General features: G+C 70.4%; 11 protein-coding genes. 7 read left to right on the top strand and 4 right to left on the bottom strand.

From position 1 onward, the window contains the following. The first annotated feature begins 77 nt into the window (after positions 1–77). Genes RL72_RS08645 through RL72_RS08625 form a run of 5 tightly spaced genes read left to right on the top strand, consistent with a single transcriptional unit; the run spans position 78 to position 5,397 of the window. Positions 78–1,430: an ABC transporter substrate-binding protein gene (locus RL72_RS08645; protein WP_248700426.1), complete on the top strand. Its 1,353-nt coding sequence runs from the start codon at positions 78–80 to the stop codon at positions 1,428–1,430. A gap of 2 nt (positions 1,431–1,432) precedes the next feature. Continuing rightward, a complete protein-coding gene (locus RL72_RS08640) occupies positions 1,433–2,434 on the top strand; it encodes a carbohydrate ABC transporter permease (protein ID WP_248700425.1) in 1,002 nt (333 codons plus the stop codon). Then, a complete protein-coding gene (locus tag RL72_RS08635; RefSeq protein WP_045250415.1) occupies positions 2,431–3,255 on the top strand; it encodes a carbohydrate ABC transporter permease in 825 nt (274 codons plus the stop codon). The genes RL72_RS08640 and RL72_RS08635 overlap by 4 nt, the downstream gene beginning before the upstream one ends. A gap of 4 nt (positions 3,256–3,259) precedes the next feature. Next, positions 3,260–4,246, top strand: a complete 987-nt coding sequence (locus tag RL72_RS08630) for a glycoside hydrolase family 68 protein (protein ID WP_045250414.1) — start codon at positions 3,260–3,262, stop codon at positions 4,244–4,246. After that, positions 4,243–5,397: a serine hydrolase domain-containing protein gene (locus RL72_RS08625; RefSeq protein ID WP_045250413.1), complete on the top strand. Its 1,155-nt coding sequence runs from the start codon at positions 4,243–4,245 to the stop codon at positions 5,395–5,397. The genes RL72_RS08630 and RL72_RS08625 overlap by 4 nt, the downstream gene beginning before the upstream one ends. A 201-nt stretch (positions 5,398–5,598) precedes the next feature. Here the strand turns inward: RL72_RS08625 and RL72_RS08620 are convergent, their stop codons facing one another. Next, positions 5,599–6,945, bottom strand: a complete 1,347-nt coding sequence (locus RL72_RS08620) for an alpha/beta hydrolase (protein ID WP_248700424.1) — start codon at positions 6,943–6,945, stop codon at positions 5,599–5,601. 252 nt (positions 6,946–7,197) lie between these two features. Between RL72_RS08620 and RL72_RS08615 the strand changes: the two genes are divergently transcribed. Further along, on the top strand, positions 7,198–8,532 hold the full coding sequence (locus tag RL72_RS08615) for a hypothetical protein (protein WP_045250412.1): 1,335 nt from the start codon (positions 7,198–7,200) through the stop codon (positions 8,530–8,532). After that, on the top strand, positions 8,529–9,809 hold the full coding sequence (locus RL72_RS08610) for a heparan-alpha-glucosaminide N-acetyltransferase domain-containing protein (protein ID WP_045250411.1): 1,281 nt from the start codon (positions 8,529–8,531) through the stop codon (positions 9,807–9,809). Before RL72_RS08615 ends, RL72_RS08610 begins: the two co-directional genes overlap by 4 nt. Positions 9,810–9,855: 46 nt before the next feature. Here the strand turns inward: RL72_RS08610 and RL72_RS08605 are convergent, their stop codons facing one another. The 3 genes from RL72_RS08605 to RL72_RS08595 all read right to left on the bottom strand — a co-directional run bounded on the left by RL72_RS08605 (position 9,856) and on the right by RL72_RS08595 (position 12,251). Next, positions 9,856–11,085 carry a cation:proton antiporter domain-containing protein gene (locus RL72_RS08605; RefSeq protein WP_045250410.1) on the bottom strand — a complete coding sequence of 410 codons (1,230 nt, stop codon included), beginning with the start codon at positions 11,083–11,085 and terminating at the stop codon, positions 9,856–9,858. Positions 11,086–11,206: 121 nt separating this feature from the next. Further along, entirely contained in the window at positions 11,207–11,761 is a 555-nt protein-coding gene (locus RL72_RS08600) for a GNAT family N-acetyltransferase (protein WP_045250409.1), read from the bottom strand. 1 nt (position 11,762) lies between these two features. Beyond that, positions 11,763–12,251: a DUF2076 family protein gene (locus RL72_RS08595; RefSeq protein WP_045250451.1), complete on the bottom strand. Its 489-nt coding sequence runs from the start codon at positions 12,249–12,251 to the stop codon at positions 11,763–11,765. Positions 12,252–12,360 lie beyond the last annotated feature (109 nt).

The following is a 12,360-nucleotide window of genomic DNA, read 5'->3' as shown; positions in this document are numbered from 1 at the left end:
TGGTTCAGTATTGGCCCGCTGAAAGCTTTCAGCAAAGGGAATCGGGAGTGTTGCTCCCAGGACGAAGGAGTCTCTGCATGTCCGCAACTGCACGGGGAAGGCGGGTGCGCGGCGCAACGACCGTCGCCGTGATCGCCTCGCTCGCCGCCATCGCCCTCACGGCGTGCGCGCCCGGTTCGTCGACCGGCGGCGCGACCGCTGCGACCGAGGTCAGCACCCAGCTGACGAAGGACAAGGTCCAGCTCACGATCGCCGATGAGACCGGCTTCCCGCTGACGGACGAGCTCACCAAGGAGTTCACCAAGCAGCATCCCAACATCACGTTCAAGATCACCCGCGACACGTTCCAGAACCTCACCGCGAACGCGCCGAAGCTCCTCGCGAGCTCCACGCCGCCTGACCTCATCCGGCTCCCCACGCTCGGCGACACGGTGAAGGACGGCCTCGTCGCGAACCTCGATCCGTACTTCACCGCCTACGGCTGGGACAAGTGGTCGCCGGCGCAGCTCGCCCCGCTGCGGATGACGGCCGACGGAGTCCGCGGGAGCGGATCGCTGTACCAGCTCGGCCTCGGCTACAGCGTCACCGGCATCTTCATGAACACGAAGCTCGCGCAGCAGGCCGGCATCAGCGCGCCGCCGGAGACGCTCGGCGAGCTCGAGGAGGACTTCGCGAAGGCCAAGGCCGCCGGCGTCGCACCGCTGGTCGAGGGGGACAAGGACGGTGTCGTCAACTTCGCCGTGCAGGCGGCGATGAACCAGTACGCCGACAAGCAGCAGTTCCTCGACTGGATGTTCAACAAGCCGGGGGCGAGCTTCAGCACCCCCGGCAACGTCAAGGGCGCCGAGCTGATCCGCACCTGGGCCGACGCGGGCTACTTCCCCTCGGACATCAACGCCCTCGACTACTTCTCCTTCGTCAGCCGCTTCCAGGACGCCGGCGGCGTGTTCACGTTCAACGGCAACTGGGAGGCGACGAACTACGCGAAGAAGCTCGGCAAGGATCTGACGTTCTTCCTCGTGCCGCCGGCCGAGAAGGGCGGCACGCACGTCGCTATGGGCGCGGCGAACTCGTTCTCCGCGGCGGCCAAGTCCACGCACCTCAACGAGGTGGCGTACTTCCTCAACTGGGTGCACACGAACGACAAGGCGCGTCAGATCGTCGTCGACGTCACCGGAGCCGCCCCTGGTGGTGACCCGTCGCAGGCGCAGCCGAAGGTCGAGAAGGGCTCGATCACCGAGCAGGTCCTCGCGGCCGCCGCGCAGGTCGCCAAGGAGGACGGCCAGGTCGACTTCATGGCGAACACCACCGCGGGCATCTACGCCGGGGTCATCATCCCCGAATCGCAGCTGCTCGTGACCTCCCAGATCTCGGGTCAGGAGTACGTCGACAAGGTGCAGGCGTTCTACGCCCAGGAAGTGAAGAAGTAAACATGACGTCCACGCGGTCTCGCTCAGGCGGGGACACGACCTACCCCGCCCTGTCGGCACGACGGGTGGCTCGCGATCTCGCCCGCGAGGCCGCCCCGGATCCGACCGGCCGCCCGCCCGCCCGACGTCGGGCGGCCGGGCGGCCCGGCCGGATCGGCTGGGTGCTCGTCGCACCGGCCCTGTTCTTCTACGCGGCGTTCGTGCTCTGGCCTCTGATCCAGGGCGTCCAGTACTCGTTCTACGAGTGGAACGGCATCGGCCCCTCCACCTGGGTCGGGCTCTCCAACTACCTGACGGTGTTCACGGATCCGGATCTCCTCGGAGCCATCCGCAACGCCTTCGTCCTGATCGCGTTCTTCACCGTCATCCCGGTCACAGCGGGGCTCGTCCTCGCGACGCTGATCCGCTCGGTGCGTGCCGGCTTCTTCTCCAGCGCCTCGCAGACGATCCTGTTCCTGCCCCAGATCATCCCGCTGGCCGCGGCCGGCATCGCGTGGTCGTGGATGTACGCCCAGACCGGCGCGGTCAACCAGATCCTCGGCTGGATCGGGCTCGGCAGGCTCGCGCGTCCCTGGCTCGGCGACTATCAGACGGCCCTGCCGGCCGTGGGCCTGATCGGCTCGTGGACCCTCACCGGGCTGTGCACCGTGCTGCTGCTCACCGGCATCGGCAAGATCGACGTCTCGCTGTACGAGGCGGCCCGGCTCGACGGCGCGGGATGGTGGCGCGAGTTCTTCACCATCACCATCCCCGGCCTGCGCCAGGAGCTCGCCGTGCTCGTGACCATCACGATCATCGCCGCGCTGAGCAGCTTCGACATCATCTACACCACCACCCTCGGCGGCCCCGGGCGGGCCACTCTCGTGCCGGGCATCTCCATCTACCGGATCGGCTTCACCCAGAGCGAGGTGGGTCTCGCCTCCGCCTTCGGGATCGTCCTGATGATCCTCGTGCTCGCGGTGGTCCTCCCGATCCAGCGTCTCTCGAAAGTCCGTGACAAATGATCGTCAACCCGATCGAGAAGTGGACGGGGCGGGTGCTCCTCGTCCTCGTCCTCGTGCTCACCGTGATCCCCCTGCTGAACATGGTGTCGGCCGCTCTGCAGCCCGCCGATGTGAACCCGACGGGGCTCGCCTGGCCGTCGGATCCCCAGTGGGGGAACTTCGTCGAGGCGTTCAACACGGGACACGTGTGGGAGCTCCTCGGCTCGAGCGCGCTCGTCGTGCTGGGAGTGGTGCCGGTCAGCCTGATCGTGGCGTCGCTGGCCGGCTACGCGCTCGGCGGGATCAGGATGCGCGGCTCGCGCGCGCTCCTCATCCTCTTCGTGCTCGGGCTCACCATCCCGTTCGAGGCGATCATCATCCCGCTCTACTACGAGATGCAGTCGCTCAACGTGCTCAACACCCAGTGGGCGATCATCCTCCCGCTCATCGGGCTGTTCATGCCGTTCAGCGTGTTCTGGATGAGGGCGCACTTCGTCGGCGTGCCCGAGGAGCTCGCCGAGGCGGCTCGCATGGACGGCGCCGGCATGTGGCAGGAGCTGAGGCACATCCAGCTTCCGCTCGCGCGGCCGGCCCTGTCTGCACTGGCGATCCTGCTCTTCCTGTGGACGTGGAACCAGTTCCTGCTGCCCGTCGTGCTCGTCTCCGACCCTCTGCAGCGGACCGTCGCGGGAGCGCTCACCTTCTTCCAGGGCCAGTACAGCCTGAGCATCCCGCTGCTGAACGCGGGCGCGCTGATCATCATCCTCCCCACGGTCCTGATCTTCGTGATCTTCCAGCGCCAGTTCATCAAGGCGCTGATCCAGGGTGCGGTCAAGGGCTGACGGGATGGGGTTCAGCACACGGGATCACTGGGTCTGGGACTTCTGGGTCGCCGACGACGGCGAGCTCTTCCACCTGTTCTACTTGCACGCTCCGATGTCGCTCGGCGATCCGGATCTCCGGCACCGCAACGCCCGAATCGGGCACGCCACCTCGCGCGACCTCGTCGAGTGGACGGACCACGGAGTCGTGCTGACCCCTGGTGAGCCGGGGGAGCTGGACGCTTCGGCGACCTGGACGGGGAGCGTGATCCGCGCCGACGACGGATCGTGGCGGATGTTCTACACAGGCTCGAACTTCCTCGCGCCGGACGAGATCGCGAACGTGGAGACCGTGGGCGTGGCCCGATCGGACGACCTGTTCACGTGGCACAAGCTCCCCGACGTGCGGCTCTCGGCCGATCCGCAGTGGTACGAGCTCCTGTCCGATGGGACGTGGCACGAGGAGGCGTGGCGCGATCCCTGGGTGTTCCGCGACCCCCACGGCGAGGGGTGGCACATGCTCGTGACCGCGCGGTCGCGCTCGGGCGCGACGGCCCGTGACCGCGGTGTCGTGGGGCACGCCCGATCGGCCGACCTCTCCGAGTGGTGCATCGGTCCGCCGCTCACCGAGCCCGGCGCGGGGTTCGCACACCTGGAAGTGCCGCAGCCGGTGCGCCTGAGCGGGCGCGATTGGCTGCTGTTCTCGTGCGATGCGGCCCACCTCGCCGGTGACCGCCTCGATGCGCAGGGCGGGATCTGGATCGCCCCCGCGGCCTCTCCCACGGGGCCGTACGACCTCGGCCGCGCGGAGCTGCTCGCGGACGAACGCCGCTATGCGGGGCGGGTGGTCACAGACCGCGCGGGCACCCCCTGGCTGCTCGCCTTCGAGAACGCCGGATCGGGCGGCGCCTTCGCAGGACGCCTCACGGATCCGCTCGCGTTCGACCAGACAGGCCCCACCCCCCGGCTCGCCGATGCGCGGCCGGGCGACAGCGACGAGGAGACGCCATGACGCAGACCGAGATCCACGGGACCGTGGAGGCCGGATATGAGCAGGTCGCCGACGCGTTCGCGGACGCTTTCGCCGGGCGGCCCGCGATGGGTGCAGGGCTGACGGTCCGCGTCGACGGGCGGCGGGTGGTGCACCTGTGGGGCGGCGTCGCCGACGAGCAGCGGGCGACGCCGTGGGACGAGCACACCGCTTCCGTGATCTTCTCGTGCACCAAGGGCGTGATGTCGGCGCTGATCGCGCGACTGGTGCAGGAGGGCCTCCTCGACTATGAGCAGCCGGTCGCGCGGTACTGGCCGGAGTTCGCGGCCGCCGGCAAGGCTGACGTGACGGTCGCCGAGCTGCTGGCGCATCGGGCGGGACTCTCCGCCTTCCGGTGCGCCCTCACCCTCGATCAGGCGCTCGACTGGTCGTTCGCGACCGCCGCGCTCGCCGCGCAGGAGCCGCTGTGGACGCCGGGAACCGGATACGCCTACCATGCGATCACCCACGGCTGGCTGGCCGGTGAGCTCGTGCGCCGGGTGACCGGACAGCTGCCCGGCGAATACCTCGCCCGCATCGCACAGCCGTGGTCGGACGGGATCTGGATCGGCCTGCCCGACGGAGAGCGCTCCCGTGTCGCCCATCTGCACGCGTCGGAGAGCCAGCAGGAGGCAGGACGGCAGCTCGAGGCGGCGGAATCCCCCTGGACGTCGCGGGCGATGACGCTCGGGGACGCCTTTCCCGCGGCGCTCGTGAGTCCGCACGGCGGATTCAACGATCCGCGCGTACAGGCGGCGCAGATCCCCGGGGCCGGCGGCATCGCCACGGCCGATGCGCTGAGCGCCTTCTGGTCGGCCACCGTCGCGGCGACCGACGGCGTGCGCGTGCTCGACGACGCGATCCTCGCGCAGGCGCTGATCCCGATGAGCGCGGGCGAGCCCGTGTTCCCCACCGACGGTCCGTGGCCCCGGTGGTCGCGCGGATTCCAGCTCGACTCCGCGGCGCGACGCTACCTGGGCGAGGCGAGCTTCGGCCACGACGGCGCCGGGGGCCAGGTCGCCTTCGCCGACCGCGACGCCCGCGTGGGGTTCGCGTTCGTGACGAACTGGATGGAGGCCGGTGCGGACGACCGCGCCACGACCATCGTCGAGGCGCTCCGGCGCAGTCTCTGATCGCTAGTCGGTCCTCACCGCCGTCGTCAAGCCCCTGCCCGGCGCGGGCGCACCCCCGTACGGTGATGTGCGGGAAGGTCCCACGGCGCATGCGGGTTTCCCCAGACTTCCGGTCATTCGCCAAGCCGTGGCACTCCGAGGAGCCCGGCCGGTTCGCCACCGGCCGGCTCCTCTCATCGGATCCGCCTGAGAAGAGCTCCGTCAGGGGCCGGTCGCCGTCGCCTCCCGGCCGGGCGGCGAGAGCTCGAGCGCCGGATAGGCGACGGCGAAGGCGGCGCGGAGGCCGCCCGTGAGCGCCGCGGCGCCGTGGCCGCCGCCGGCGAGCTCGCGAAGCTGCGCGTTCATCCCTGCCGCCTGCGCCGCGACGGCGAACTTCTTCGCGACGTCCAGATAGCGAGGGTCGTCCTTGGCTGCCGTGAAGACGGCCGTGGTCCCCGAGTAGCGGTGCTGCTGCAGCAGGGCGAGTGGTTTGGCCTGCTCGTACTTCTGCGCGTCGCCCCCGAAAAGGCGCTGGAGGGCGTCCGCAGGGTGGGAGGCTCCAGGGAACTCCTCCCCGGAGACGCTGATCACCGTGCCGAACAGCTCGGGGTGCTCGGCACCCAGTGAGATCGCGCACTGGCCGCCGTTCGAATACCCCGCGACGGTCCAGAGCCGGGGATCGGCAGCGACGTTGAGGTTCGCGCGCATCCACGGGATGACGTCGTGCAGGAGGTAGGTGCGGACCTTGCCGAGGCGCGAGTCCACGCATCCGGTGTCCTTCACGTCCGCTCCCACCTGATCGGCGACGACCACGATGGGGGCGAGACCGTGGTTGGCGGCGGCATAGGCGTCCAGCACCTGCGCGATGGGCGCAGGATCAGGGTTGCCCGGATGGCCCATGAGCATGAGCACGACGGGAAGCCGGGGCGGGTTCGCCGTCAGGGCCGCGGGAGGGAGGTACACGCCGGCGCTGCGGGCGGTGAACCCGCTCTCGGCGTTCGGGATCGCGACGGTACCGGTGTGGCCGGCGAGCGGCATCCCTGCGGGCGGCGTCCAGGTCTCCCAGAGCGGGCGCACGGGCGCGGGGGATCTCTCCGGCGCGGCGGTCGGAGCCGGAAGCCGGAGCGGCTGGTCGACGACGATGTTGAGCAGATTCCCGATGCTGCGGTTCAGGCCGAAGGCGGCGTTGATGCCGAGTGTTCCCGCCGCGATCGAGGAGACGATGGCGACGACCGCCACGGTACGACGAAGCGCCCCTCGGCGGAACAGGGAGGCCGTTCCGACGGCGACGGCCGAGAGGGCCGCCGCGAGCCACAGGTACGTGGGCATTCCCAGGCTGCCTCCGAACAGGTCGAGCCATCGCACGCAGACGAGCCAGAGCGCGACGGCGAGCATGCCGCCGCCGACCCCCGCCAGCGCTGCGATGAGGAACCACCGTCTCGTCGCGCCCCAGAGAAGGGTGACGACGATGCCGCCGCCGGCGAGGACGTAGACGATCACGGGGAGCACGCCGTCGACGATCCGGACGTGCAGGAAGCCCAGCCAGAGCTCGGAGAAGAAGTCGGTCACCTCTCGATCCTCACCAGCGCCGGCGCCGGCGACATCCGGGAAGGCGCCCCTTCTTCCCCCTGATCGGCGGTGCGTCCACCCCCGATCAGGGGATCCGGTGCCCGCGGCCGCGGCGGAACCATGGAAGACCGGAACGACCATCCACGACGCACCCCGGGAATCCATGACCGCCGAGACGACGCCACGATGACTTCGACGCCGGCGGTCCGCCATCGGATCCGTGAGCAGACAGGAGAGGACGGGGGCATCAGGATGCCTCCGCGGCCCGCCGTCGTCGCCGCGGTGGCGGTGCTGATCGGCACGGTGGGTGCTGCACTGGCCTGGCTGCGTCTGCCGGTGACGGCCCGGGACACCCTCTGGGCCGAGGACGGACGGGACTTCCTGCAGGGCGCGATCGATGCGGGCTTCGCCGAGACCTTCGCACCCTACGGCGGCTACCTGCACGTGATTCCCCGGATCATCGCAGGCTTCGCTGCCGCTCTGCCGGCCGAATCGATGGCGATCGCCATGACCGCTGGGAGCTGCCTGGTCGCGGGAGGGTGCGCGGCGGTCGTGTGGCTGTGCGCGCGTCGGATCCTGCTTCCTGCCCATGCGGTTCTCCTCGCCGCTCTCACCGTGCTCGCGCCGCTGGCGGCGCGCGAAGTACTCGGCAACACGGCCAACCTGCACACGCTGATGATGTGGACCCTGCTGTGGCTGCTCCTGGTCACGCCCCGCCGCGCGACGATCGCCGTCGCGTCCGCGATCCTGGCCGCGCTGGCGGCGCTGACCGAGATCCAGGCGGTGCTGCTCATCCCCGTGGCGCTGTGGCGGGTGCGTCATCCGATGCGGCGCATCGTCGCTGCCGGACTGCTGGCCGGATCGTCCGCGCAGATCATCGCCGCGCTGCTGAGCCCGCGCCGGCAGACCGCGTTCGGCCACGTCGAGCCGCTGTCCTACGCCAAGGGCCTGGTCGTGAACGCGGTGCTCCCCTTCCTGCTTCCGCAGCAGGAGATCGGCCCCGTCCTCGCGGGGCGCAGCCTGCTCGTCGTGCTCGGCGCCGCGGCGGTGCTCGGCGTGCTGCTGGGCGTGCTGCTGCGCTCGGCGTCCCGGTCGCACCGGATCCTCGTCGCTCTGCTTCTGGCGGGAGCCGTGATCGTCTACTGCGGCAGCGTGTACGCCAACCCCGAGGACTACTACGACTATGCCGGGCACACGGCTCGGCAACTGCGCTCCATCTGGCTTCCTCGCTATGGCGTCCTGCCCTCGATGCTCGTCGCCGCTGCGGTCGTCGTGGCGGCGGACGGGACCGTGCGGGCCCGGCGGGATCGGTCAGGAGCGGGCCGCACGTCGGCGCTTCTCGCCCGTATCGCCGTGGCGGCGCTGGCCTCGTCGCTGGTGCTGCACGTCGTTCCGTCGGACACGCGGCGTTCCCAGGGTCCGGCGTGGAGTCCGCAGGTCGAGGACGCGCGACGGCTGTGCGCCCAAGCGCCTCCCCGGGACGACGTCACGCTGAAGCAGACCCTCGCGTGGGAGGTCACGGTTCCCTGCGACCGCCTCCGTGTCGACTCCTCGCCCGCCAAACCCCGGAAGGAAGACACGCCATGAGCACTCCGTCCCCCGTCGCCCCCGCGCGCGCCCGGCCGTCGTTCTTCACGAGGTGGGCGTCGTTCGGACGGGCCCCTCGGCTGAGCGGGATCGATGTGGCCCGGGGGCTGGCGGTTTTCGGGATGATCGGCGTCCACGTCGGCGTCTCCGCGACCTTCGACCTCGCCGACCCGCTCACCTGGACGACGCTCGTGTCCGGTCGGTCCTCGATCCTCTTCGCCGTGGTCGCCGGCGTCTCCGTGGGGATCGCGGCGGGCGCAGGGGGCAGGCCCACCGGGGAGGACCTCCGATCCGCTCGCCTGAAGATGGTGGGTCGGGCCATCGCCGTCCTCTCGCTCGGGCTCGCGTTGGAGCTCCTCGGCACGGAGATCGCGGTGATCCTCCCGATCTACGGCGTGCTGTTCCTGCTCATCACGCCGTTCCTCGGCATGCGGAGGCGGACGCTCGTCGTCACCGCCGCGGTGCTCGCGGTCGTCGGCCCGACGCTCGTCGGCACGGTGAACGCCCTGACGTCCTCGGCGGGGACCGGCGGCGCCTCGGGCGCGCCCGGCGTCGCGTTCCTGCTCTCCGGCGCGTACCCGCTCACCGTATGGCTGCCGCTGATGCTGGCGGGCCTCGCCCTGGCGCGGTGCGAGCTCGGCGCGGCGCGCACCGCGGTCCGCCTGGCGCTCGTCGGGGCGATCCTCGCGTTCGCGGGTTACGGCATCGGCAGCGCGGTGACCGGGGTCCACAACGGTTGGGCCGCCGATGTGGCGGCTTCCTCACTCGACGGGGCACAGGGATCGGCCTCCGTCGGCGGGGGGAGCGGGAAGGGCGGTGCAGTGTCGGCGGCCGATCCGTCGGCGGTGCTCGATCCCGGTTCGGTCCTGAGCAGCGCCTGGGGCGTGAGCCCGCACTCGGGAGGGACGTTGGAGATCATCGGATCGGGCGGTTTTGCGATCGCTGTGATCGGCGTCTGCCTGCTGCTGGCCCGCTGGATCCGGGTGGCTTTGGTCCCGATCGCTGCCGTCGGCTCGATGCCGCTGACCGCGTACACTGCCCACGTCATCTCGTTCTTCATGCTCAGCGCACCGCTGTCCCTGGCGCCGGACGCATTCGCAGAGTCTTCGAACGTTCCCCTCTCGTGGCTCGTCTGCATCGGCGCTCTGCTGGCGGGCTGCACGATCTGGGCGCTGCGGTGGGGCAGAGGGCCGCTCGAGCGCGTGACGGCCTGGGCCTCGCGAGCGATGAATGCCGCACCCGCTCCGCGCGAGAGCGTGGTCGCGACCGGAGCATGACCCACGCTCCTCCCCGTGGTGGCCGGAATCGTCCCGCCGCCCGCGCTCAGCGTGGAGTGGAGGAGACCGTCGCGGTGGGCGTCGCCGGCCACAGTCGCCGCACGAGGAGCGGGCCGCCGATGCCGTGGATCACGACGCTGCCGAGGACGACCATGCAGGTGGCGGCGAGGATCATGAACCCTTCTTCGCCCGGCAGCGCATTGGCGGCGATCAGGCCGAACACGATGGATGCCGCGCCTCGCGGACCCATCGCCGCGATGAAGAAGCGCTCCGCTCGGGTGGCTTCGCTTCCGAGCAGGGCGATGCTGACAGGGACCAGCCGTCCGGCGGTGAGCGCGACGAGTGCGAGGACGATCGCGGGCCACCAGTCGTACGTCTGGCTGAGCAGGAGCGTGGAGGCGAATCCGAAGGCGAGCCAGAGCAGCAGATTCGCCAGCCACGACAGATCCTCGACGAGGGACAGCTCCGTGTGCTCTATGCCCCGCTTGCCGCGCGCGACGCGGATGACCACGCCGGCGACGAACACGGCGACGAAGCCGTTTCCGTGAAGGAGCACCGTGGTGGCGAAGACCAGGACGGGTGCGGCGATGAAGGCGATCCGCATGCTCTGAGGCTCCGTCCATCCGCGGGAGTCGGCGAATCGCGTGGCACCCCCGATCGCTCCGCCGAGAGCGCCGCCTACGAGGAGGGCGATGAGGCCGGCGGGCGCGGCGACGGCGAGCGCGCGACCCGCGTCGCTGGTGCTGCCGGCGCTGGCGAAGGCGAGGGCGCCGAGCAGCAGCGGAGAGACCAGACCGTCGTTGTAGCCGCTCTCGATGCTCAACCAGCGCCTGACTCTGGCAGGGATGCGCCCATCGCGCACGAGGGAGGTCTCGGGGGAGAAGTCCGCCGGGACGGCGATGCAAGCGATCGCCAGGACAACGGCCAGGGAGAGCCCGAGGGGGAGGACGAGGCCGACGGCGAAGACCAGGAGCAGGGAGAGGGGAAGGCCGAGACCGAGCAGCCGCAGCGGAACCCCGCGGAATTGTGAGCTGAGCGAGCCCCGCACGTCGAGAGCGTCGACGAAGAGGAGGAAGGCGAGGACGAGCTCTGCGAGGAACAGCGTCGTCTTGGACTCCATGAAGAGCGGTTCCTGCGGAGGCAGCAGGGCGCCGGCGAGAGCGCCGAGCGCCGTCATCACCACGGGGCCGTTGACGGTGGCCCGTCGGAAGGTGCGGCTCCACAGGGCCCAGACGAGCAGCCCGAGGCCCGCCACGACCAGTGTGATCATCAACATGCGGATGGCCGTCCTTCACAGGTCGAGGGATCCGCCGAGCGGCCCGGTTCCGTCGGTGTCAAGCACTCTACGGGAACGGAAGCGCCGCCGGGAGGATCCCCCCGCGGCGCCGTGCGCCCCCTCAGCCGTTCGGCCGCAGAGTCTTCTCGAACCGGAACATGAGGTCGTCGTCGCTTCGCCCGCTCCCCTCCGGCCCGGGAGCCGACGACGGCGGGGGCTCGTGCGGATCCGGATGGCCGGGGTGGTAGAACTCGACGATCCGGAATCCGCACACGTTGACGTAGAAGTGGATGTTGCGCGTCTCGAAGTGCGGCGTCATCGTCTCCCACACCTGGGTGAGCGGATAGCGCTCCTCGATCGCCTGCCAGGCCCGACGGCCGTACCTTCGGTCGTGGAACTCGGGATCGATGAAGAACAGGTCGAGGCTGTTGTGCTGCGTTTCAGGGCGGATGCCGACGACGGCGCCCCCGATCCTCCGACCCTCGGCGACGACGTGCAGGACGTGCGAATCCGGGTCGTCGAACGACTCCCACACCTCCGAGTCCGAGGGGATGGGCCCCCGGAGGGTCTCTCCGGAACTCTCGACGACGGCGATCGCGAACGCCGCCTGGATGCGCGGGACCAGAGCCGCAAGATCGCCGCGGGCGGCGGGAACGAGCTCGAGCGAGGTCGACATGTCAGAACGAGTCCCAGCCGTCGTCGTCCCACTCGTCGTGGTCGTCTTCGGCGTGGTGCTGGTCGTGCGGGGCGGACATCAGTCCGGAGATCCCCTGCGCGAGCAGAACCCCGCCCGCCACGCCGGCCGCCCCGGCCGCGGCGGTCTTGAGGAAGCTGCCCCCTCCCGCGCCGCCGTCGGCGCTCGGCTGCCGGCGCGAACCGAACAGTCCGCCCCATCGTCCGCGCTGCTCCTCCGCTGGGGCGGAGGCGGCCGGTGCCGCTGCCGGAGCGGCGTACGCGGCGCCGGGCGCAGCACCGGGGGAGGCCTGCTGCGCAGCGAGCGCCTCCTTCTGCAGGAGCACGGTCTGCACGAGGAAGTAGAGCGCGTCGGGCTGGGAGCCGATCAGCTGGGAGATCAGCTGCGCGGCTTCGGCGTCCTTCTGGATCGGAGCCGCGTTGCGGACGGAGTCCGCGAGATCGATGATCAGGCGCGCGTCGGAGGTCTGCATGAGGATTCCCTTTCTCACGGCGATGGAGATGTCATCGACGTCGATCAGTGGTGACCTGCCCATGCTCCGCGCGTCGCATCGCGGGCGGATCCGCCGGCTGGCGGGAAGC

The organism is Microbacterium azadirachtae, from assembly GCF_000956545.1.
GTDB lineage: Bacteria > Actinomycetota > Actinomycetes > Actinomycetales > Microbacteriaceae > Microbacterium > Microbacterium azadirachtae.
The sequence above is the reverse complement of the archived record's forward strand: the minus strand, read 5'-3'. Positions and strand labels throughout refer to the sequence as shown.